17 protein-coding genes and 1 pseudogene are annotated in these 22,537 nt (G+C 74.6%); 13 read left to right on the top strand and 5 right to left on the bottom strand.

Features of this window, described 5'->3' with window-relative positions; translation table 11 throughout:
* The first annotated feature begins 1 nt into the window (after nucleotide 1).
* The 6 genes from APR03_RS07640 (at nucleotide 2) to APR03_RS07615 (ending at nucleotide 7,698) form a co-directional block, all read left to right on the top strand.
* The gene (locus APR03_RS07640) at nucleotides 2–1,381 is read left to right on the top strand and encodes a hemolysin family protein (protein ID WP_253834311.1); all 1,380 of its coding nucleotides are present in this window, start codon (nucleotides 2–4) and stop codon (nucleotides 1,379–1,381) included.
* Nucleotides 1,378–2,346 (top strand): GTPase Era, encoded by a 969-nt coding sequence (gene era, locus APR03_RS07635; protein ID WP_253834309.1) that lies wholly within the window; start codon nucleotides 1,378–1,380, stop codon nucleotides 2,344–2,346. The genes APR03_RS07640 and era overlap by 4 nt, the downstream gene beginning before the upstream one ends.
* 96 nt (nucleotides 2,347–2,442) lie before the next feature.
* Nucleotides 2,443–3,717, top strand: coding sequence for a cytochrome P450 (locus tag APR03_RS07630; protein WP_253834307.1), 1,275 nt, complete (start codon nucleotides 2,443–2,445; stop codon nucleotides 3,715–3,717).
* 87 nt (nucleotides 3,718–3,804) lie between these two features.
* Nucleotides 3,805–5,331: a class I adenylate-forming enzyme family protein gene (locus APR03_RS07625; RefSeq protein WP_253834306.1), complete on the top strand. Its 1,527-nt coding sequence runs from the start codon at nucleotides 3,805–3,807 to the stop codon at nucleotides 5,329–5,331.
* Entirely contained in the window at nucleotides 5,328–6,089 is a 762-nt protein-coding gene (locus tag APR03_RS07620) for a crotonase/enoyl-CoA hydratase family protein (RefSeq protein ID WP_253834304.1), read from the top strand. The genes APR03_RS07625 and APR03_RS07620 overlap by 4 nt, the downstream gene beginning before the upstream one ends.
* Before the next feature lie 73 nt (nucleotides 6,090–6,162).
* The gene (locus APR03_RS07615) at nucleotides 6,163–7,698 is read left to right on the top strand and encodes an alpha/beta hydrolase family protein (protein WP_253834302.1); all 1,536 of its coding nucleotides are present in this window, start codon (nucleotides 6,163–6,165) and stop codon (nucleotides 7,696–7,698) included.
* Between the two features lie 4 nt (nucleotides 7,699–7,702).
* On the opposite strand, the gene APR03_RS07610 is transcribed toward APR03_RS07615, so the two are convergent.
* From APR03_RS07610 to APR03_RS07600, 3 genes are all read right to left on the bottom strand, one after another.
* Nucleotides 7,703–8,524: a GNAT family N-acetyltransferase gene (locus APR03_RS07610; RefSeq protein WP_253834300.1), complete on the bottom strand. Its 822-nt coding sequence runs from the start codon at nucleotides 8,522–8,524 to the stop codon at nucleotides 7,703–7,705.
* A 25-nt stretch (nucleotides 8,525–8,549) separates the two neighbouring features.
* Complete coding sequence (locus APR03_RS07605; RefSeq protein WP_253834298.1) at nucleotides 8,550–9,413, bottom strand: GNAT family N-acetyltransferase; 864 nt, start codon at nucleotides 9,411–9,413, stop codon at nucleotides 8,550–8,552.
* Between the two features lie 67 nt (nucleotides 9,414–9,480).
* Entirely contained in the window at nucleotides 9,481–10,446 is a 966-nt protein-coding gene (locus tag APR03_RS07600) for an RNA polymerase sigma factor (RefSeq protein ID WP_253834296.1), read from the bottom strand.
* Nucleotides 10,447–10,686: 240 nt separating this feature from the next.
* Between APR03_RS07600 and APR03_RS07595 the strand changes: the two genes are divergently transcribed.
* Together APR03_RS07595 and leuA are read left to right on the top strand one after the other, a co-directional pair.
* On the top strand, nucleotides 10,687–12,861 hold the full coding sequence (locus APR03_RS07595) for a DUF7937 domain-containing protein (protein WP_253834294.1): 2,175 nt from the start codon (nucleotides 10,687–10,689) through the stop codon (nucleotides 12,859–12,861).
* 618 nt (nucleotides 12,862–13,479) lie between these two features.
* Complete coding sequence (leuA, locus tag APR03_RS07590) at nucleotides 13,480–15,201, top strand: 2-isopropylmalate synthase (RefSeq protein ID WP_372494811.1); 1,722 nt, start codon at nucleotides 13,480–13,482, stop codon at nucleotides 15,199–15,201.
* A 91-nt stretch (nucleotides 15,202–15,292) separates the two neighbouring features.
* Here leuA and APR03_RS07585 read toward each other — a convergent pair whose 3' ends face one another.
* A complete protein-coding gene (locus APR03_RS07585) occupies nucleotides 15,293–16,906 on the bottom strand; it encodes a serine/threonine-protein kinase (protein WP_253834290.1) in 1,614 nt (537 codons plus the stop codon).
* Between the two features lie 96 nt (nucleotides 16,907–17,002).
* Here APR03_RS07585 and APR03_RS07580 point away from each other — a divergent pair, with 96 nt between their 5' ends.
* Both APR03_RS07580 and APR03_RS07575 read left to right on the top strand, forming a co-directional pair.
* Nucleotides 17,003–17,938, top strand: coding sequence for a hypothetical protein (locus tag APR03_RS07580; protein WP_253834288.1), 936 nt, complete (start codon nucleotides 17,003–17,005; stop codon nucleotides 17,936–17,938).
* A gap of 76 nt (nucleotides 17,939–18,014) precedes the next feature.
* On the top strand, nucleotides 18,015–18,818 hold the full coding sequence (locus APR03_RS07575; protein WP_253834286.1) for a DUF3626 domain-containing protein: 804 nt from the start codon (nucleotides 18,015–18,017) through the stop codon (nucleotides 18,816–18,818).
* A 37-nt stretch (nucleotides 18,819–18,855) separates the two neighbouring features.
* Here APR03_RS07575 and APR03_RS07570 read toward each other — a convergent pair.
* Nucleotides 18,856–19,611, bottom strand: a pseudogene (locus APR03_RS07570) (DMT family transporter); the annotation flags it as partial.
* A 126-nt stretch (nucleotides 19,612–19,737) separates the two neighbouring features.
* Between APR03_RS07570 and APR03_RS07565 the strand changes: the two are divergent.
* From APR03_RS07565 to APR03_RS07555, 3 genes are all read left to right on the top strand, one after another.
* Nucleotides 19,738–20,328, top strand: a complete 591-nt coding sequence (locus APR03_RS07565) for a TetR/AcrR family transcriptional regulator (protein WP_253834284.1) — start codon at nucleotides 19,738–19,740, stop codon at nucleotides 20,326–20,328.
* A gap of 445 nt (nucleotides 20,329–20,773) precedes the next feature.
* Nucleotides 20,774–21,313, top strand: coding sequence for an acetamidase/formamidase family protein (locus APR03_RS07560; protein WP_253834282.1), 540 nt, complete (start codon nucleotides 20,774–20,776; stop codon nucleotides 21,311–21,313).
* Between the two features lie 38 nt (nucleotides 21,314–21,351).
* Entirely contained in the window at nucleotides 21,352–22,494 is a 1,143-nt protein-coding gene (locus APR03_RS07555) for an amidase family protein (RefSeq protein WP_253834280.1), read from the top strand.
* Nucleotides 22,495–22,537 lie beyond the last annotated feature (43 nt).

Below are 22,537 nucleotides of genomic sequence, written 5' to 3'. Positions count from 1 at the left end.
CGTGATCGTCCTGCTCCTCACGGTGGTCGTGCTCGTCGGCCTCTCGCTGGCGGGCATGCTCTCGGCCGGCGAGGCGGCGCTGCTGCGCGTCACCCGGGCGTCCCTGACGGAGGCGCTCGCCGAGGCGGAGCTCGGGCAGTCACCCGACCCCGACCGCGCGGACCGCATCCGGCGGGCCCAGGCCCTGGTCGTGGACCCGACGGCGATCGTCGCCTCCTTCGCGCTCGTGCGCGTCATGTCCGAGGTGGTCGCCATCGCGGCCGGGACGCTGCTCGTGCAGCAGGCGATCCCGGGCAGGGAGGTGCCCGACGAGCTGCCGGTCATGCTCATCGCGCTCGTGGTGGGCGCGGTCATCGGCGTGATCTTCGTGCGCGTCTCGCCGCGCGCGCTCGGCTTCCGCCGGCCGGTCGCGGTGCTGGTCGCGCTCGTCGGGCCGCTGACGGGCGTGTCCCGCGCGGTCGCCTGGCTGACGCGCCTCTCGGTACCCCGGCACGACCCGTCGCCGCCCACGGAGGCCGAGCTGCGCGACATCGTCGACCGGGTCGGGGAGAGCACCGCCTTCGAGGAGTCCGACCGTGAGCTGCTGCGCTCGGTGATCGAGCTCGGCGGCACCATCACCCGTGAGGTCATGGTGCCGCGCACCGACATGGTCACCGTCGCGGCGGACACGTCGCTGGACCGCGTGCTGCGCCTGTTCCTGCGCTCCGGTTTCTCCCGGGTCCCGGTGATCGGCGAGTCGGTGGACGACGTCGTGGGCGTCGCCTACCTCAAGGACGTGGTCGCCGCGGTGCACTGGCCCGTGGGCGCCGCCGCGCCCGAGCCGACCCGCCGCCCGGCGGGCGACGTCGCGCGCGACGCCGTGTTCGTCCCCGAGTCCAAGCCGATCGACGACCTGCTGCGCGAGATGCAGGCGTCGGCCAGCCACATCGCGCTCGTGGTCGACGAGTACGGCGGCGTCGCGGGCCTGGTGACCATCGAGGACCTCCTGGAGGAGGTGGTGGGCGAGCTCACCGACGAGCACGACACCGTGCCCGTCCAGGAGGTCGAGGACCTCGGCGGCGGCACCTTCCGCGTGCCCGCCCGGCTCCCGGTCGACGAGCTGGGCGACCTGTTCGACCTGCGCCTGGACGACGACGACGTGGACACCGCCGGCGGCCTGCTCGCCAAGGCGCTCGGCAAGGTGCCGCTCGCCGGGTCGTCGGCCGAGGTGGGCGGCGTGCACCTGGCCGCGGAGCGGGTCGAGGGCCGGCGCAAGCAGATCTCCACCCTGCTCGTGCACCGCACCGAGCCGGTGGGCGAGCCCGACGACAGCAACGGTGGTCCCGACCAGCAGGACCACCGTGATCAGAAGCAGGACCAGAAGAAGGAAGTGACCTCGTGAGCGACCAGAGCACCGTGCAGCAGAGCGCTGTGCACCGGAGCGGGTTCGCCTGCCTGGTGGGACGCCCCAACGCCGGCAAGTCGACCCTGACGAACGCACTCGTGGGGCAGAAGGTCGCCATCATGTCGGCCCGGCCGCAGACCACGCGGCACACGATCCGCGGCATCGTGCACCGGCCCGACGCGCAGCTCGTGCTCGTCGACACCCCGGGTCTGCACCGGCCCCGCACCCTGCTGGGGGAGCGGCTCAACGACCTCGTGCGGGACACGCTGTCGGAGGTCGACGTCATCGCGTTCTGCCTCCCCGCCGACCAGAAGGTCGGTCCCGGCGACCGCTACATCGCCGCGCAGCTGTCCGAGCTGATGGTCGGCCGCCGCCGGGTGCCCGTCGTCGCCGTCGTCACGAAGGCCGACCTGGTGCCGCGCGACGCGCTGCTGGAGCACCTCGTCGCCGTCGACCAGCTCGCGCGGTCCGTGGACCGCGAGTGGGACGACATCGTGCCCGTGTCGGCCAAGGACGGCTACCAGGTGGAGGAGCTCGAGGCGGTGCTCGTGTCCCACCTGCCGGAGGGTCCCGAGCTGTACCCCGGCGGCGAGCTGACCGACGAGCCCGAGGCCGTCATGGTGGCCGAGCTGGTGCGCGAGGCCGCCCTGGAGGGCGTGCGCGACGAGCTGCCCCACTCGCTGGCCGTGGTGGTCGAGGAGATCGTCGAGCGGGAGGGGTCGGGCGACCCGGACAAGGGGCGTCCGGCGCTCCTGGACGTGCGCGTCAACCTGTTCGTGGAGCGCGACTCCCAGAAGGCGATCATCATCGGGCGCGGCGGGTCCCGGCTGCGGCAGGTGGGCACCGAGGCGCGGCAGGGCATCGAGAAGCTGCTGGGTCAGCGGGTGTACCTCGACCTGCACGTGAAGGTCGCCAAGGACTGGCAGCGCGACCCCAAGCAGCTGCGCCGGCTCGGCTTCTGAGCTCGCCGGCCGGGTCAGCCGCTACCTCGCGGGACCGCGTCTCGAATATCGCAGCCACGATTACGGGCAATCCGGACACTGTGCTGAGATAGGGCCATGGAGAGTGTGGCTGCCCGGACGGCGCCCCTGGAGCTCACGAGCCTCACCGGGCTCACCCCCCTGTCGGCCACCACGGGTGGCGCCGACTCGCAGGAGATCTACAACGTGCTGCGGTCCAGATGGGGCGTGGTGGCGCCCGTCGACATGGAACCCGGCGTCCCGGCGTGGCTCGTGATGGGCCACGCCGAGATCTGCGAGATCACGCGCAACGAGGCCCAGTTCTCGCGCGACCCGCGCAACTGGCGCTGGCACTACGACGGCCTGCTGCCGGAGCGTTCCGCGCTGCTGGGGATCTCGCCGCGCGAGCCGCGCAGCTCGTCGTACCACCACGACGGCGAGAAGCGCCGCCGCCTGCGGGAGCCGCTGGACGACGGCCTGGCCGCGATCCCCGAGCGCACCGTGGTCGCCCAGGTCGAGGAGGTCAGCAAGCGGCTGATCGACGGTCTCGGCCCCAGCGGCGAGGCCGACCTGGTGCGCGACTGGTCCAAGAAGGTGGGCTTCCTCGCGGTCACCGCGCTGTTCGGCTTCGACCCCGAGACCGCCGACCAGATGATGGTCGACTCGGCGCACATCATGGACCACACCGCCGAGGCCGCCGAGGCGCGCGACCGCATGGGCCGCAACCTCATGGCCCACGTGCTGGACCGGCGGGCCTCGGGCGGTGAGGACCTGACGGCGTCGTTCGTGCGGCACGCGAGCTTCCACGACGACCGGGAGGTCGCCGACTCGATGTCGGTGCCGCTGATCGCCGCGAGCGAGTTCCTCACCGCCTGGATCGCCCTGACTCTGCGGCTCCTGCTCACCGACAAGCGGTTCGCGGCGCGCTGGACCGGCGGGCGCATCGCGCTCGACGACGCCCTCGACGAGGTGCTGTGGCGCGAGGCCCCCGCCGCGAACCCGCCGCTGCCCCGGTACGCCATGCAGGACCTGGAGCTGGACGGGAAGCTCATCCGCAAGGGCGACGCGCTGATCATGGCCGTCGCCGCCGCGAACCAGGACCCGTCGGTGCACACCGGCGACATGTGGGACGAGGTCGGCAACCGGGCGCACCTCGCCTGGGGCGTGGGACCGCACCGCTGCCCCGCGTCGCGGCAGGCACGGATCATCGCGCGCGTCGCGATCAACCGGCTGCTCACGGAGCTGGACCTGGAGCTCGCGGTCGAGGACCACGACCTGTCGTGGGTGCCGTCACCCTGGGTGCGCCACCCGCAGGCGATCCCCGTGCGGTACCAGCGGGCCCGGTCCTCGGGGACGGAGATCTACCCGGTGTGACGTGATCGGCCCGCCCTTCCACCTCGCGCAGAACGGTTGATACGGTCACGAAACGTACCAACTGGACACCTGCCGTGGAGGAAGAACATGCTCACCGTTGACCTGGTCCGTCGCGGCGCCGCCCGGTTCGGGCCGCGTACCGCCGTCCGCTTCGGTGACGAGTCGCTGACCTACACGCAGGTGGACGAGGCGGCGAACGCCATGGCGCGCGTGCTGCACGCGCACGGTGCCGAGCCCGGCTCGCGCGTCGCGCTGCTGCTGGGCAACGGCCTGTGGTCCATCGCCATGGACTTCGCCTGCCTCAAGGCGGGCGTCACGCGCGTGCCGCTCAACGCGCGGCTGTCGGCCGCCGAGCAAGGCCGCATGCTCGAGGAGACGGGCGTGCGGCTCCTCGTGCACGACGCCGCCCTCGCCGAGCGGGCCGGCGAGCTCGCCGCGGCGCACGACGTCGCCACGCTCGGCCTCGGCGCGACGGGCGCCGCCGGCGGGGCGGACCTGCTGGTGGCCATGACGGAGGTGGCCACCACCGACCCGGACCTCCCGGCCAACCCGCAGGACCCGATCCTGCTGCTGTACACCTCCGGCACCACGGGCGTGCTCAAGGCCGTCGAGCACACCCAGTCCAGCTACGCCGCGATCGTCACGAACATCCTCACCAACCTGGTCAGCCCGGCGCGCGACTCGGTGATGCTGCACGCCGCGAGCCTCATCCACGCGAGCGGCACATTCGTGCTGCCGTACTGGCTGCGCGGCGGCGAGTCCGTGGTGCTGCCGGGCTTCGACCCGCAGGGCTACGTCGACGCGATCGCCCGGTACCGCGCCACCGAGATCAACCTCGTGCCCACGATGATCGGCATGCTGCTGAGCACGGGCGTCGCGCAGGGCGCCGATGTGTCCTCGCTGCGTACCGCGATCTACGGCGCCAGCCCCATGCCGCGGCCGGTCATCGAGGAGGCCATGGACGTCTGGGGCCCCCGGTTCGCGCAGTACTACGGCCAGACCGAGGCGCCCCTGTGCCTCACGGTGCTCGACGCCGCCGACCACACCGACGCCGCGCTGCTGGGCTCGTGCGGCCAGCCCGCGATCGACGGCCAGATCCTCGTGGCCGACGACGAGGGCAACCCCGTCGCGCCCGGCGAGGTGGGCGAGATCCGCGTGCGTGCGCCGTTCACCATGGCCGGCTACCACGCGGCCCCCGAGCTCAATGCCGAGATGTTCGCCGGCGACGGCTGGCTGCGCACCCGCGACATGGCCCGGGTGGACGACCGCGGCTACCTCTACCTGGTGGACCGGCGCAGCGACATGATCATCACGGGCGGCTACAACGTCTACCCGCGCGAGGTCGAGGACGTGCTGCTGGCGCAGCCGTCGGTGGCACAGGCTGTCGTCGTCGGCGCTCCGGACGACACCTGGGTCGAGGCCGTGACCGCGTTCGTCGTCCCGGCGCCGGGTGCCGCCGTCGACGAGGCGGCGCTGCAGGCCGCGGTCCGCGAGAAGCTCGCGGGCTACAAGGTGCCGAAGTCGGTGCGCGCGGTCGAGTCCGTGCCGCTCTCGCCGGTCGGCAAGGTGCTGCGCCGCGCCCTGCGCGACCCGCTGTGGGAGGGTCGCCGGTGAGCGTCCTGGTCACCCGGGAGGGCAGCGTCACGCTGATCGGCATCGACCGGCCGGAGCGGCGCAACGCCGTCGACGGCCCGACGGCGGCCGCGCTCGCCGCCGCGTTCCGGGCCTTCGACGCCGACGACGCCGCGACCGCCGCCGTCCTGTACGGGACGGGCGGCACGTTCTGCTCGGGCGCCGACCTCAAGGCGCTCGGCACGCCCGACGGCAACCGCGCAGCGGCCGACGGCGACGGCCCCATGGGTCCGACCCGGATGCGGCTGGGCAAGCCCGTGATCGCGGCCGTGTCGGGGCACGCCGTCGCCGGCGGGCTCGAGCTCGCTGCCTGGGCCGACCTGCGCGTGGCCGACGAGACCGCGGTGTTCGGCGTCTACTGCCGTCGCTGGGGCGTGCCCCTGATCGACGGCGGGACGGTGCGCCTGCCCAGGCTCATCGGGCAGTCGCACGCGATGGACATGATCCTGACGGGCCGGTCCGTCGATGCGCAGGAGGCGCTGCGCATCGGCCTGGCCAACCGGGTGGTCCCGGCCGGGCAGGCCGTCGAGGCGGCGGTGGGACTGGCGGCGTCGCTCGCGGCCTTCCCGCAGGTCTGCCTGCGCGAGGACCGCGCGTCGGTGCTGGACCAGTGGGGCCTGGACGAGGCGGACGCCCTGGCCCAGGAGTGGGCGCACGGCGAGCGGGCCCTGGCGACGGAGGCCTACCCGGGCGCGGCCCGCTTCGCCTCGGGCGAGGGCCGCCACGGCGCACCGGCCTGAGGCGGCCGGCCACCCGCCCGCCGGTGTGACCTGCCCGATCGTCCGCGCTGGTCAGCGGGCGTAGCATCCGAACGTGCTCATCCGGACCGTCGCCGCCTCGCTCGCCCTCCTGGTCGTCCTCGCCGTCACGGGTGCCGTCGCCGGACCGGCCTGGGAACCCGAACCGGTGGGCGAGCACCTGCGCCCCGCGACGACGTCGACCGCGATCGGCGGCACCACGCCCGGGGCCGGCGCGCCGGGGGACTACGAGGTCCGTGAGTCGCCGGTGACCGTCCGGATCACCGACGACGTGGAGGTCGGCGGCCTGCTGCGCGAGCCGGTCGGCGGTCCCGACGGACGCCCGGGCGTCGTGTTCGTGCACGGCGCGGGCACGGGCAAGGCCGCGGACGCGTTCACGCTCGCAGCGACCGCGCTGGCGAGCGCCGGCGTCACCACGCTCGTGCCCGACAAGCGCCTCGACACCTACAGCACCCGGCACCGCGACTACGAGGCGATGGCCCGCGACTACGCCCGCTCCGTGGAGTACCTGCGCGAGGTGCCGGGCGTCGACCCGGACGACGTCGGCGTGTACGCGGAGTCGGAGGGCGCGTGGGTGTCGCCGGTCATGATGGTCGACGACCCGCGCCTCGCGTTCCAGGTCCTGGTCTCCGCGCCCGTGGTGCCGCCGCGCCAGCAGGCCGCGTACGCCGTGGACAACTACCTGCGCAACACCGAGGTGCCCCAGGGCGTGTTCCGGGCCATCCCGCGCGCCGTCGGGATGCGGCTGCCGGGTGGTGGGTTCGAGTACGCCGACTTCGACGTGCGCCCGTGGCTGACGCAGCAGGAGGACCCGATCCTCGCCGTGTACGGCACGAACGACGCCTCGATGCCGCTCGAGCAGGGTGCGCGCGAGCTCATGGCCGACGCGCCCGACGTGACCGTGCGGTTCTACGAGCGTGCCAACCACGGCATCAACGTCGAGACGCCGGACGGCCTGGTGCTGCACCCCGACTTCGCGGCCGACGTCGCCGGCTGGGTGCTCGGCCTGCCGGGCACGGCGTCGGCCCCGCCGCAGGTGGCGGGCGACCAGCCCGAGCAGCTCTACCTCGCGGCGCCCGTGCCGCAGCCGGCCTGGTACGGCGACGGCGACTGGCTCGTCGGTGTCGTGGTCGTCGCCGTCGTGCTGCTCGTGGCCGGGCCCGCGCTGCTGGGCGGCGTCGCGCTCGCCCGGCGTCGCCCCGGCCGCCCGGGCGCACGGCTGGCCCACGGGCTGCGCGGCCCGCTGACCGGGCTCGGCGCGGGCGCGGTCGTGACGACGGCCGGGCTCGTCGCCTACCTCGCGGCCGTCGCCCGGCTCGCCCTCGACTACGAGAAGGACGCCCTCGTGGTGCAGGGCGGATGGGTCGCCGTGCGGGTCGCGGGGATCGCGACGGTCGTGGTGGCGGCGGTGCTGGTCAACCGGCTCCGCGACACCCGCGGGCGCCTGGTCGCCGCGACGGGGGCGGAGCCGCGCGAGCCGGAGGGGGCGAGCGCCGTCGTCGTCCGCGTCGCCTTCTGGGCGGTGGTCGCGGGCGCGACGGCGCTCCTGGTCACCCTCGCGTACTGGGGCGTCTACCAGCTCGGTATCTGAGCCGTCACGCGCGCCACCGCCAGTCCTGCCGCTCGTAGAGCACCCGCAGGCCGGCCCGCCGCAGGTTCTCGGTCGACGAGTTGTGCCCGCCCGGTGCCGCCTTGTCGGTCTCTGCCACCACCCACCGGACGCCGGCGGCTCGCGCCGCCTCGATCCGGGCCGCGACGAGCGCGGACTGGGCGCCGCGGCCGCGGTGGGTCACCGCCGTGACGCCCGACTTCAGGGCGGCCGCGGTGCCGTGCACGGAGAGGGAGCCGGTGGCCACCAGCCGCTCGCCGTCCCACGCCCCGAACACCTGTGTGCCCGGCGTCCCGGCGGCCGAGGCCAGCAGCGCGACGACGCCGGGGTGCTCCATGCCGACCGTGCGTGCGATCAGGCGAGCCGCCTCCGCTGCCCCCTCCTCGTCCAGCCGCGTCACGCGCAGGTCGGTGCGCGCCTCGGGGCGCAGGCCGTCGACCGGCGCCCCCATCTTGAGGCCCATGCGGTCGGGCTCGAGGCCGTGGGCGGCCCGGATCTCGTCCCAGTCGTCCGGGAGGAACGGCGGGGCGACGGCGAGCAGGGTGGTCGACGTGCCCTGGGCGCGGTAGAAGCCGATCACCTCGTCGACGAGCTCGCGGGTCACCGGCTCGGTGACACCGAGGCCGACGACCCGGCTCCAGTGCCCGGAGGGGTCGAGGCGCGCCGACCCGAGCGTGGCGCCGCCCAGGCGGGTCGTCGCCAGGCCGAGGCCGTCCCGTGCCGCCTGTGAGGCGTGCGTCATGCGGGCGTCGAACGCTTGCGTCTCCACCGTCTCGGCGAGCGTGGTGGGATCGGTCAGGGAAGTCATGGCTCAACGATGCCAGTGGTCGCCGTCAGGCCCGCCACCGCCAGTTCGGCCGCGCGTAGGCCACCCGCACGCCGGCCCGGCGCATGTTCTCGGTGGAGGGGTTGCGCTCGCCCGGTGCGGCCTTGCCCGTCTCGGACACCACCCACCGCGCGCCGGCCGCCCGGGCCGCCTCGATCCGTGCAGCGACGAGCGCCGACTGCGCACCCCGACCGCGATGGCTCGGTGCCGTGGCGCCCGAGTGCAGGGAGGCCGTCGTGCCGTGCAGGAACAGGGCACCCCCGGCGACGATGGTGTCACCGTCCCAGGCCGCGAAGAGCTGACACCCCGGGGTGTGCACGCTCTCGGTCAGCATGGCGACGAGGGCAGGGTTGTCCATGCCGAACGTCGTGGCCACGACGGTGGCCCACTCGGCGGCGTCGTCCTCCTGGACCCGTGCCACACGCAGGTCGGTCATGGCGTCGGTCCGCAGGCCGTCGATCGGCGCGGCGTGCTTGTTCCACGTGCCGGCCGGTTCCAGGCCGTGCGCGGCCCGGATCTCGTCCCAGTCCTCCGGCAGCAGGGAGGGTGCGATCTGGAAGAGGGCGGTCGGCGTCCGCTGCGCGCGGTAGAAGTCGATCACCTCCCCGACGAGGTCGTGCGTGACCGGTTCGGTGACGCCGAGGCCGACCGCCTTGCTCCAGTAGTCGTAGGGGTCGAGGCGCGCCGACAGCACGACCCCGCCGCCCAGCCGGGTGGTCGTGGTGCCGAGTCCTTCCACCGTCGCGGCGGGGGCTTGTGCGACGTAGGCGTACATCGCCTCGGCCTCGACGGTCTCGGCGAGTGCTGTGAGGTCCTGGTCGGAGAGATGCGTCGTGGCGGAGTCAGCGGGAGCGTTCGCGGGAATGTTCATGGGAGCGTTCACACCGGCACGATGCGCCGGCCCGGGGAAAAGTTCGGGGTCGTGCCCGTGACCTGCCTCACAGCAGCGCGGGCTCGGGCGCCGCGGGGCGCGGCCGGTGGAACAGGTGCGTGCGGTGCACCTGGTCGCCCTCCAGCCGTAGCACCCACAGCGCGCCGGGCGGGCAGTGGTCCGGGTCCTCCGGCGGGTTGACCAGCTCGATCTCCCACAGCTCCAGGTCGTGCCCCGCCACGACGTCCGCCAGCCGGTGCCGCACACCGTCCGCGACGTCCCTCGCCATGGCCTGCCGCATGTAGCTCGGGCCGATGGTGGTGAGCCCGCTCGCCCACGTCGACTCGACGGCGGGGGAGCAGCGGTCCGCGAGCATCGAGCGCGTATCGCCGCGGTCGGCCTCGGCCAGCTCCCGGGCGGCCTCCCGGCGGCGCTCCCGGGTGAGCACGGCGACGTCGTCGTGCGCCGCCTCCGCCGTGGCGAGCAGAGCCCCGGCCATCCGCGCCCGCGCCGCGGACAGCCTGCTGCGCACCGTGCCCACCGGTACGCCGAGCGTCACGGCGATGTCCCGGTAGGCGGGCAGACCGCCCAGGTAGCGCAGCACGAACGCGGTCCGCTGCTCGGACGGGAGCTCGCCCAGCGCCGCCCACAACCAGTCCCGTCCGGCGTGCGCGTCGAGCAGGTCCGCGGGGTCCGGCTCGGACGACGGCAAACCGGCCGCGACCTGGTCGTCGAGCACGTCGGTCGCCGGGGTCCGCAACCGCCTGCGGCACGCGTTCCGCACGACCTCCTTGAGCCACGGTCCCACCGCGTCCGGGTCACGCAGCGTGCCGATCCGCAGCAGCGCCGTCAGACCTGCCTCCTGCACCGCGTCCTCGGCGTCCGGCACGTGGCCCAGCAGGCTCGTCGCGACGGCGAGCAGCGCGGGCCGGTACCGGGCGAACAGGAGGCCGACGGCGCTCGTGTCGCCCGCCCGGGCCGCCGCCACCAGGTCGGCCTCGGTCGGGGCACCGTTCGGCAGGACTGTGCGCACGCCTAGGATCATAGGCGGCGGCGACCCGCGACGATCCGGTACGGTCAGCACGCCGCACCCCACGAATGTGATGGACGTGCGCAGAAATGCTGGTGGGACGGACTCGCCGGGACGCAGGCTGACAGGCTGGGTGCCCGGGCGGTAGTAACGTCATGGACCCCAGCGATCCCAGCGACGGACCCCCGCGCCGCCCCCGCCCCACGTCCCGAGTCGACGGCGGCGTTACCGAGGAGTGAACGCATGATCGACCAGCACGCGTCCGAGCGTGACGAGAACCCGGCCGGCGACGCGGCCGACGCCAACGGTGCACCGACGGAGACCCTCGGCCACCTGACCGGTGCCACGGGCACGGCGAGCGAGGACGGCGAGGCCGCGCACCACCCCGCGCCCGGCGCCTTCGCGAACGTCGCGGTGGCCGACTACGTGCGCGACGCCATCGCCGCGATCGCCCTCCTCGTCTCCCTCGCGCTGCCCTGGAACCTGACCGACCGCTCCGCCGACCGCGTCGAGGTCGTGCTTGCCGTCGCCGTGTCCCTCGCGTCGCTCAGCCTCCCGTACCTGGCCCGCCTCGCCGTGCTGCCGGTGAGCTGGACCGTGCACACGACGCGCCGCACCCGGCTGCTCGCCGGCCTGCCGCTCGCGGTCATCGGCCTGCTGCACCTGATCTTCGACGTGCGCTCCGGCACCGGCGTCGGCACCGGTCTCGGCCTCGCGCTCGCCGGGGCGGCGCTCGCGGCCACCCCGCGGGACAGCGAGCTCGGCCCCGTGGAGCAGGACGGCGGCGTCCTGCGCGGCTGGCGGCTCGGCCTGGCGGGCGTGGGCGCGCTGATCGCGCTGGGCGCCGTCCTGTCCACGCTGTTCGCCGAGCTGGCCGACGGCGCGACGCTCGGCGACCGCCTGCTGTCGCCCGTCTGGCTGGTGCTGGTGCTGGGCCTGACGTGGCTGCTCGTGGGCGGCACGGTGCGGCACGACCGGCCGTCCCGGCTGGTGCTGGTGGCCGCGGGCTTCGTGCTCGCGCTCCTGTTCGTGTTCACGTCCGGCGACGGGCTGACCGGCCTGGAGTCCATGCGTCCCGGCGTGACCGACCCGAGCCGGTTCGGCCTGGTGCTGCTGCCGCTCGCCGCGGCCTTCGCGGGCGCGCCCGCCGTGCGTCGCGACCCGGAGGCGGAGGAGGACCTCGACACCGAGCGCGCCGCGGGCGTCTGGGTGCGGGTGGCGATCCGCGCGTTCGACGTCATCGTGCTGCTGGCCGCGTGCAGCGCCCTGGCCGCGCTCGTGCAGCTCATCGACCCCGGCTTCATCGGTTCCGGCGCGGGCGTGACGCTCGTGGTGCGGCTCGTGCTCGGCGTCGTCGTCGGCGCGATCGCCTGGTTCGCGCGCCGCTCCCTGCGGCGCGACCCGAACACGGGGCACGTGCCCGCCGTCGGCGCGGCCTGCGTGGCCGGCGTGCTCGGGCTGGTCGTGGTGATCGCGACGTCCGGTGCCAGCCTCGGCGTCAACCTCGGCGACCTGCTCATGGCGCTCGGCCTGCCGATCGTCGCGGCGTCCGCCCTGATGGTGCCCAAGGCGGTGCGCGAGCACTTCCAGACGGTCGGCATCGGTGGCGACGGCGACGTCGACCGGACCGCCGCCTACGTGTGGGCGCCGCCGCGGCCCAAGGCCGACAAGGCCGCACCGGCCACCCTCCCGGAGGAGCCCGTGCGGTCGGCGCCCGAGCTGCGCCGCCCGGCCGAGCCGCGCCGGGTCAGCTCGACGGGCGCCGTGCGCACCGTCGCCGGTGCCGCCGCGGCGCAGCGGGGGGCGACCCCCGTGCAGGCCGCCGCGCCCGAGTCCGGCGAGGTCTCGATCACCTCGATGCGCACCGTGGAGGACATGCCGGCCGCGGCGGCGGGCGAGACCGCGACGATGCCGCCCGTGCGGCCCGAGACGTCGGGGCAGCCGGCCGCGCGGCCGGTGTCGGGGGCGTCGCCCGTGGCCTCGGCGGCGGCGCAGCCGGCAGGACAGCCGACGGGGCAGCCCGCGGCGGCGCAGCCCGGGGCCCGCGTGCAGCGCGTGGCCTCGGGGCAGGCGACGGCGCGCATCCGGCCGGTGACCGGCCAGCAGGCGGCCGCCGCCGACCCCGGCGCGGACCAGGGGCACGTGACGCGGCCCGTCGTCGTCGGCCGGGTGCAGCAGCCCGACGAGACCGCGCGGCAGGGGCACACCGCCGTCATGCCGCCGGTGGGCGGCCGGTGGACCGCCGCCGTGGCGCTCGACCCGGCCACCCCGCTCGCGGACCTCGCCAAGATCGTCCAGGAGGCGCCGCACCTGCGCCCGCAGGTCGCGGCCAACCCCTCGACGTACCCGGCTCTGCTGGACTGGCTGGGCGCGCTGGGCGACCCGCAGGTCGACGCCGCGCTCCGCACGCGCCGCTGACCCGCGGCTGACCCGCGGCGCTGACCCGCTGGAGCCGACTCGCCGAGATCTGGTGGTGCGCCGGAGCGGGCCGGCCGAGATCTGGTGGTGCGCCGGAGCTGGCTCGCCGAGATCTGGCCGTGCACCACCAGATCTCGGCCCCACCGCCAGATCTCGCGTGCCCACCACCAGATCTCGCGGGGCGACCGTCGTGTCCAGCGTGCCCACCACCAGATCTCGCGGGGCGACCAGCCCGTCCGACGTACCCACCACCAGATCTCGGCGGGGCCCGCCCGCGTCTGCGCCAGATCTCGCCGGTGGGGGTCGCCCAGGCGCCGACAGCCCGCCCGGACCCGCCCGGTCCGGATCGTGGGCGAGGCGGGCACCCCGGCGTCCGGCAGGGGTACAGTGACCGCGTGCTTCACGTTCTGAACCTCCTCCTTCGCTGCCGCGACGAGGCCTAGACAGGCCGGTCCTCGTCGCGGAGGCTTGGTGTGCCGGCCAACCTCACCGAGCGAAGGACAGACGATGGAGAACAGCATCACCGCCACCACCCCCGGCGGAGTTCACGACACCGCGGTACCCGTGCACGGCGCAGCCGGCGGGATCATCGAGGACAACCCGCAGCAGACGTCGGGCATGCCGATCCAGAAGTACCGGCCGTTCCACGAGCAGATCCGGGTCGAGCTCCCGGACCGCACCTGGCCCACCAAGCGCATCGAGAAGGCGCCCCGCTGGTGCGCCGTCGACCTGCGGGACGGCAACCAGGCCCTCATCGAGCCAATGGACGCGGAGCGCAAGCTGCGCATGTTCGAGCTCCTCGTGCAGATGGGCTACAAGGAGATCGAGGTCGGCTTCCCGTCCGCGAGCCAGACGGACTACGACTTCGTGCGCAAGCTGATCGAGGAGAACCGGATCCCCGACGACGTCGTGATCCAGGTGCTCACCCAGGCTCGCGCACACCTGATCGAGCGCACCTACGAGGCGATCTCCGGCGCCAAGCAGGCGATCGTGCACCTGTACAACTCGACGTCCGTGCTGCAGCGCGAGGTGGTGTTCCGCTCGGACGAGGACGGCATCGTCGACATCGCGCTGGACGGTGCCAAGCTGTGCCGCAAGCTCGAGGAGACCGTTCCGGACACCCGGATCTACTACGAGTACTCCCCGGAGTCGTACACCGGCACCGAGCTGGAGTTCGCGGTCCGCATCTGCAACGAGGTCATCGAGGTCTTCGAGCCGACGCCGGAGCGCAAGGTGATCATCAACCTGCCGGCGACCGTCGAGATGGCCACGCCCAACGTGTACGCCGACTCGATCGAGTGGATGAGCCGGCACCTGGCCCACCGCGAGAACGTCATCCTGTCCCTGCACCCGCACAACGACCGCGGCACCGCCGTCGCGGCCGCCGAGCTGGGCTACCTGGCCGGTGCCGACCGCATCGAGGGCTGCCTGTTCGGCAACGGCGAGCGCACCGGCAACGTCGACCTGGTGACCCTGGGCATGAACCTGTTCTCGCAGGGCATCGACCCGCAGATCGACTTCAGCGACATCGACGGCATCCGCCGCACGGTCGAGCACTGCAACCAGCTGCCCGTGCACGAGCGGCACCCGTACGTGGGCGACCTGGTCTTCACGGCCTTCTCGGGCTCGCACCAGGACGCCATCAAGAAGGGCTTCGAGCACATGGCGGGGCGTGCCGAGGCGGCGGGCGTCGACGTCGACGACCTGGACTGGGGCGTGCCCTACCTGCCGATCGACCCGCGCGACGTGGGGCGGTCCTACGAGGCCGTGATCCGCGTGAACTCGCAGTCGGGCAAGGGCGGCGTGTCCTACCTGCTCAAGAGCGAGCACAACCTGGACCTGCCGCGCCGGCTGCAGATCGAGTTCTCGCACGCCGTGCAGCAGGTGACCGACGCGCAGGGCACCGAGGTGACCGGCGAGGACATCTGGCGCATCTTCACCGACGAGTACCTGCCGGTCGAGGAGGACGCGGCCTCCGGCCTGGAGCACTGGGGCCGGCTGACGCTGCGCGGCACGCGGGCCGTGTCCGCCGAGGGTGAGCAGGACACGCTCGAGGTGGACGTGACCGACCGGGGCAAGGAGCTGACCCTGACCGGCACGGGCAACGGCCCGATCGACGCGTTCGTGGACGCCATCGCCAAGGTCGGCGTCGACGTCCGCGTGCTCGACTACACGGAGCACGCCCTGTCCGAGGGCGGCGACGCCAGCGCGGCGGCGTACGTCGAGTGCGCGGTGGGCGACGACGTCCTGTGGGGCGTCGGCATCGACCCGTCGATCACGCTGTCCTCGCTGAAGGCGATCGTCTCGGCCGTCAACCGCGCGGAGCGCGCGACCTCCTGACCCCACCCGCCCCGTTGAGTGCTGGGTATTCGCCCTTCTGGCACACGGAAAAGGGCGAATACCCAGCACTCAGCGAGGGTCGAGGCGGCGGTCAGTCGAGGCGGGTGTAGGTGGCCTCGTAGCCGGCGGACGACTCCGTGTAGGTCGTGTCGTCGCACGTGTACTCGAGCTGCGGGGTGCCGCCGCTGGGCTGGTGCTCGCGGGTCTCGTCGCCGAGCGCCTTGACCACCGTGACGTCGCTGAAGTCGACACCGGTCGTGGTCAGCACGTCGTCGGCGGTCCGCACGGGGTAGACGGCGGTACCGCTCCACGTCTCCGTGTACTCGCCGGCCGAGGTCTGGGCGCGCAGCGGCTCGGCCTCGTCGTAGTGCACCAGCTCGGTCCCGTCGGGCCGGAACTCCGTGACACGGCCCTCGAAGCCGGTCGCCTCCACGGTGTCGCCGCCGAGCGGCACCTGGCCGGACAGCTCGTCCAGCCGCCACCGGCCCACCAGGCACTCGTCGATCACGGCGGCCGTCGCCTCGCCCGAGGGGGACGTGGAGGCAGACGCGGACGGCGGCGTCGTCGGCCCGCCCTCCGGGACGCCGGACGGCCAGCCCAGGGCGAGCGCCGTGGCACCCGCGCCGACGACGAGCACGGCGGCGGCCGCGGCGATCCACGTGACCGGGCGGGACAGCACCCCGCGGCGCGGGTTCGCCGGGGTGGGCCCGGGGTCGGCGTCCGGCCCGGAGCCGGTGTCCTGCGCGGGCTCCGCGGCCGCGGCCTTGAGCACCGTCGCGTCGTCGTCGCGCAGGGCGGTCGCGTCGTCGTCCTCGGCCGACGGGACGGCGGGGCCCGGCGTGATCTTGGTGGTCGCGGTGCGGAACCCGGCGGGGACCTCGTTGACGAAGTCGAGCACCTCCTGCAGGTCGGGGCGCGCCTCAGGATCCTTCGCGAGGCAGGCCCGCACCAGCGGGAGCAGCCAGTCGGGGCAGGCGCTGAGGTCGGGCTCCTCGTGCACCACGCGGTAGTAGACGACGGTGGTGTCGCCCTCGCCGAAGGCCCGCTGCCCGGTGGCGGCGTAGAGCGCGACGGCGCCGAGCGCCCAGATGTCGGCGGCGGGGCTGGAGACGCTGCCGCGCACCTGCTCGGGCGCCATGAACGACGGCGTGCCGACCTTGAGCCCGGTGCGCGTGAGCGACGTCGAGTCGGACGCCTGGGCGATGCCGAAGTCGATGACGAACGGCCCCTCCTGGCCGAGCAGGATGTTCGACGGCTTGAGGTCCCGGTGCACGATGCCCGACTGGTGCACCGACCGCAGCGCCTCGGCGACGCCCGCGACGACCCGGCGCACGTCGGGCTCGGCCAGCGGCCCGTTCGCCTGCACCACGGCGGTCAGGGACGGGCCCTCGACGTACTCGACCGCGAGCCACGGCTGGTCGGCGTCCGGGTCGGCGTCGATCAGGGTGGCGAGATGCCGGCCGCGCACCTTCATCGCCGCGGCGGCCTCCCGGCGGAACCGCGTGCGGAACTCCGGGTCCTGCACGTACTCCTTGAGGATCGCCTTCATGGCGAGCTTGCGTCCGGTACGGGTCTGGGCGAGGTAGACCACGCCCATGCCGCCCGCCCCGATGCGGCCGAGCAGCTGGTAGCCGCCCAGCTCCTGCGGGTCGTTCGGGTCGAGAGGGTGGATCTGCGGGGCCGCCCCTGAGCCTGGCACGATCATGGGGGAAACATACCTGATTACCTTGAATTCACCCGACATATCCGTCAGTGTGGATCGCCGTAGTGGCAGCCAGACGTATCAGATACAGGGGGAGACATGAAGAGGAAGTTCGTGAGCCGGGCGATCCCGTCCGCGATCGTCGCGGGAGGCCTGCTCGTCGCAGGCGCGATGTCCGCGACCGCGGCCGACGACGGCACGCCGAAGGTCGAGCAGTCCCAGGGCGGGCTCGGCGGACTCCTCACGGGAACCGTCGACGCCGTCGTCGGTGACGACGGCGTGGTCGACACGACCCTGACCCAGGTGACGGACACCGTCGGCCAGGTCACGAAGAAGGGCGGCGCCGTCGACGACACCGTCACGGGCGTGACCGGCGTGGTCGACTCGGTGGCCGGCCAGGACGGCGCCGTCGACGACGTGGTCACGGGCGTCACGGGCGCCCGCGGCGAGGCCTCGACGCCCGCCGTGAAGAGCGGCGATGCCAAGGCCGGCGGCCCCGTGGAGGACGTCGTGGGCGGCGTCACCGGCGCGGTCACGGCGCTGGCGGGGGAGAACGGCGCCGTGGACGACGTGCTGGGCGCCGACGGTCCCGAGCAGGGCGTGACCGACAACCTGCCCTCCGAGATCATCGACGACGTGGGCTCCATCGGCGAGAACCTCGGCGGCGGCGACGTGCCGGGCGCGATCGGCGGCGTGGGCGGCGACGGCGGGCTCGTCGACGATCTGCTGGAGAGTCCTACCTACGCCGACAACCCGGGCGGGGGCGACCCCGGTGACCCGGGCGACGGCGGCGACGGCGGTGCGGGCGACGACGGCGACGACGGCGCCGGCATCGTCCCGATCGGCAACGGAACCACACCGGGCGGCGTCGACCCGCTGGCCCCGATCGGGGCCGACGGCGAGGCGCAGGCGCCCGGCGCGCTGGCCCAGACCGGCGGCCAGGCCGCCGGCGCCGCCGCGGTGGCGCTCGGCCTCACGGCCGCGGGCGCGGCCATGATCCGCGCCCGTCGCCGGATCCTCGAGGTCACGGACTGACGGGCGCGGGCCGACGGCCCGCACGCACCGAGGCAGACCCGGCCGGCCCGCAGGCCGGCCGGGTTAGCCTCTGCCCATGAGCTCGTCGGTCACCATCAACTTCCACCCCGACCGCCTGGTCGCCGACGGCAGCGAGACGCTCGTCGAGCGCCTCGCGCACGACGGCGTCTGGCGCTCGCAGTTCGAGACCGGGACCAGCAACGGCGGCCTCACCGCCCACGAGGGCGGCGACCGGTGGCGCTGGGAGCAGCGCATGTTCGAGGGCCGGTACGACGTGCTCGCGCCGCACGAGCGCCCCCGCTACGGCGCGCTGAACCACCGGGCGCGCGCCACGGGGGCCGCCGTCCGCTTCGGGTCGGCCCACCTGCGGCTGCACCCGCACGTGCTGGAGCGCACCACGTTCTGCTACCCGGACTCGGCGGCGGAGCCCGAGCACTTCGGCGCGAGCGACCCGGCGCCGCTGGTCGCCCTGGCCGACGCCGACGTGGCGGCCGGGGCGTGCGACCTGCTCGACGACTACGTCGAGGCCCAGGTGCACGGCCCCGTGACCCTGGCCGAGGACGTCGCCGCGATCGTCCTGGACCCCTGCTACCGGGACACCCCGGTGGCGGACGCCGCGCACGGGCTCGGCGTCGCCGTCGAGTGGCACCACGGGCTGCGGCTGCACGTGGACGAGCTGGCCCTGCGGCCCGGGTACCGCGGACCCGAGATCGTGGACGTGGGCCGGGCCGTCAGCGTGCGGCACGCGCCGGACGGCTGGCTGGACGCCCGGGTGATCGGGGAGGCGGTGCGGGCCGGTCGTCATCATCCGCAGGACCTGAAGAAGGTGTGGCACCACGTGGCCCGCTGGGGCGGGCCAGGAGCACACCGGTCAGGCTGACGGCGAACCCGGCGATCGTGAGCAGCGGCAGCGCCTCGCCGAACATCGCCCAGGCCCACACCGCGGACACCGCCGGCGTCAGGTAGAGCCACGTGCTCACCGCGACCGGGCCGCGGGTGCGCAGCACGTACAGGTACAGGCCGTACCCGCCCGCGAACGCCAGGACCACGAGCCACACGACGGCGAGCCAGAACCGGGGTTCGGCGGGCGGCGCCGCCTCGCCCGCGGCGAACGCGACCACGGCGAACAGCACCAGGGTGACCACGCTCTGCACGGCCAGCGAGTCCAGCACGTCGTGCTCGTGGCCGTCCGGCGCCGACGGCGCGGGCCACAGCGTGCCGAGCAGCGTCGCGGCCGACAGGGACAGCATGCCGCCGAGCGCCCACAGCGCACCGGCGATCCCCGTACCCGCCACGGCGTCCGGGCCGACGGCGAGCGCGACGCCCGCGAACCCGACGGCGAGGCCGAGCGTCTGCCGCAGCCCGGAACCGCCCCGGCCGGTGGCCGCCAGGACCACCGCGACCAGCGCGGGCTGCAGCGACGCCAGGAGGGCGGCCGTGCCCGCGGGCAGCCCCTCCTCGACCGCGCGGAACACGCCGTACAGGTATCCGGCCTGCCCGAGCACGCCCAGCACGACCTCGCGCCGCACGTACCGCCACCGGTACCGCCGGCGCAGCGCGAGCACGATCACGACCATGACCGGCGCGGCGACCACGTAGCGCCACAGGAGCGTGGTGGTGGACGGCGCGACGGGGGCGGCGAGCGCCGCGCCCACGAAGCCGGAGCTCCACATCACGACGAGCAGGCCGGGGGCGAGGCGGTGCAGCAGGCTCTGTCTCATACCCTCCAGGTAAGCACACAGGTCGGTATACTCGCAGTGCACCGTCAGCACGTGCACCGTCGATCCGAGGGAGGTCCCGTGCCGCGCCGCAGTCCCAACCCGAACACCGTGGCGGGGGAGCGCATCCTGCTGACCGCGAGCGAGCTGTTCTACGAGCGGGGGATCCGCGGGGTCGGCGTCGACCTCATCGCCGACCAGGCCGGGGTCACCAAGAAGACGCTGTACGACCGGTTCGGCTCGAAGGACGCCCTGGTGGCCGCGTACCTGACCCGGCGACGCGAGCGCTGGGTCGCGTGGTTCGGCGAGCGGCTCGCCGCCCGGGTGGACACCGGTGCGCGGCCCGGTGCCGACCAGGTGCTCGCGGCGCTCGAGATCGCGGAGGAGTGGGCGCAGGACAACACGCGCGGCTGTGCGTTCGTCAACGCGCACGCCGAGATCGGTGCCCTCGAGCACCCGGGCAACGCCGTGGTGCTGGCGGACAAGCGGCACATGCTCGGTGTCTTCACCGACCTGGTGCGCGCGGGCGGGTACGCGGACGCCGAGGCGCTCGGCGCCCAGGTGCACCTGCTCTACGAGGGCGCGATCATCGCGCACTCCACGCGCGCCCAGCCGGACGCGTTCGGCGCGGCGCGCGCCGCGGTCCGGGCGCTGCTCGCGCGGCCGGCCTGACCGGTCCGGGGCGGGACGCCGGCCCCGGCTACAGTCGCCCCGTGCACCAGCAGACGATCCTCCAGCCCGGCACGGACGTCGGCACCGGCGTCTACCTGCCCACGTCCGCCGAGACCGCGTACTGGGGCCGCCTGCCCTGCGCCGCCGACACCGCCGTCCTCTCGGTGGCGCCCGGCCAGGAGGTGGTCGTGGACACGCTGTCGCACGAGGGCATCCTGGAGGACCAGGGCGGCGACCCGCTCGCCTTCTTCGCGGAGCACGGCGTGCCGGCCGACGCCGTCCTGGCCGACGCCGTCGAGCTCGCCGGGCTGCGCCGCTCACGCCTGGGCGACCGGGTGCCGGGCCTGCCGGGGGAGCCCGGCGCGCACGGCGGGCACGTCGTCACGGGGCCGGTCGAGGTGCGGGGCGCGGGTCGATCCCGCTGGCGGAGGCGTCGGCGCGGCGGGTGTCCTTCGACCTGCACCCCTTCCTCGGCATCATGGGTGTCGCGGCGGCCGGCGACGTGCGTCCGCACTCGGTGCCGCCGGGGCCGTTCGGCGGCAACATCGACATCAACCTGCTGGGCGCGGGGTCCACGCTCTACCTGCCGGTGCAGGTGCCCGGCGCGCTCGCCTACGTGGGCGACCCGCACCTGGCGCAGGGCGACGGCGAGGTGGCGCTCACGGCGTTCGAGGCCTCGCTGCGCGTGCGGCTGCGCCTCGACGTGATCCCGGCGGCGGACGCCGTCGCCACCTTCGGGGAGCTGGCGGGACCGCTCGCCGAGACCGCGGAGCACCTGGTGCCGACCGGGCTGGACGCGGACCTCGACGTCGCCGTGCAGAACTGCGTGCGGGCGGCGGTCGCGCTGCTCGGCGTGCGGTACGGCATGTCGCCCGCGCACGCGTACGCCTACCTGTCCGCGGCGACGGACTTCGACATCTCGCAGGTGGTCGACGTCGTCAAGGGTGTGCACGCCCGGATCCGCAAGGCCGACTTCGCGCGGTAGCCGGCGGGCCCGCTGCGGCGCACTGGCAGCATGGGCGCATGGCTCCCGACCCCAGGGTGTGGCGCGTGCGCCCCGAACCCGGCCCCCTCGTCGCCCCGTCCCGGCCGGGAGTGCTCGACGGCGAGACCGTCGCCGTCAAGGACCTCTTCGCCGTCACCGGGCAGCGGGTCGGCGCCGGGAATCCCGCGTGGCTCGCGGCCGCGCCGGTCGAGCGGGCGCACGCCGACGCCGTCGCCCGGCTGCTCGCCGCCGGGGCCGCCGTCGCGGGAATCGCGCGCACCGAGGAGTTCGCGTACTCGCTGACCGGCGCGAACGCGCACTACGGCACGCCGCCCAACCCGCGTGCTCCCGGGCGGATCAGCGGCGGCTCGACGTCCGGCCCGGCCACCGCGGTCGCCGCGGGCGAGGCAAGCGTCGGGCTCGGCACGGACACGGGCGGCTCGGTGCGCGTGCCCGCCGCCTACCAGGGCCTGTGGGGCATGCGCCCCACGCACGGCGCCGTCCCCGCCGACGGGGTGCTGCCGCTGGCCCCGACCTTCGACACCGTCGGCTGGCTCGCCCGGGACGCCGGCACGCTCGCCCGGGTGGGCGACGTCCTGCTGCCGCGGGACGAGGAGCCCCTGCCGGAGGCGGCCACGCTCGTCACGAGCGACGCCCTGCTGGCGCTCGCCACGCCGGAGGTGCGCGCCGCCGTCGGCCGGTTCGCCGCGGACGCCGGGGCCGAGCCCGTCGACTGGGCGCCCGAACCGGACCTGCTCGCGGCCTTCCAGACGCTGCAGGCGGCCGAGGCGTGGGCCGTGCACGGGGCCTGGCTCGACGGCCGGGCCGACACGCTCGGGCCTGCCGTCCGGGACCGGTTCGAGCGGGCCCGCGCCGTCGGGGCGGACGACGCCGAGGCCGCCCGGACCGCCGTCGCCCGCGCCCGTGCCGAGATCCGCGAGCGCCTGGGGCAGCGGGTGCTGGTGCTGCCGTCGGCGGCGTCGGTGGCGCCGCGGCCGGAGGAGGCTGAGCAGGTGCGCACGGCGACGATGCTGCTGACGTGCGTGGCGGGGATCGGCGGCCTGCCCGCGGTCTCGGTGCCCGTGGCGACCGCGGGCGGCCTGCCGGCGGGTGCCTGCCTCGTGGGGCTGGCGGGCTCGGACCGGTCGCTGCTGGCGCTGGCGGGCCGGCTCGCGGGCTGAAGATTTACGCACCTGAAACGCGTGTCTCACCGCCGGGGGCGGA

It is taken from the genome of Promicromonospora thailandica, assembly GCF_024171955.1.
GTDB lineage: Bacteria > Actinomycetota > Actinomycetes > Actinomycetales > Cellulomonadaceae > Promicromonospora > Promicromonospora thailandica.
This window is presented reverse-complemented; position numbering and strand designations above follow the sequence as displayed.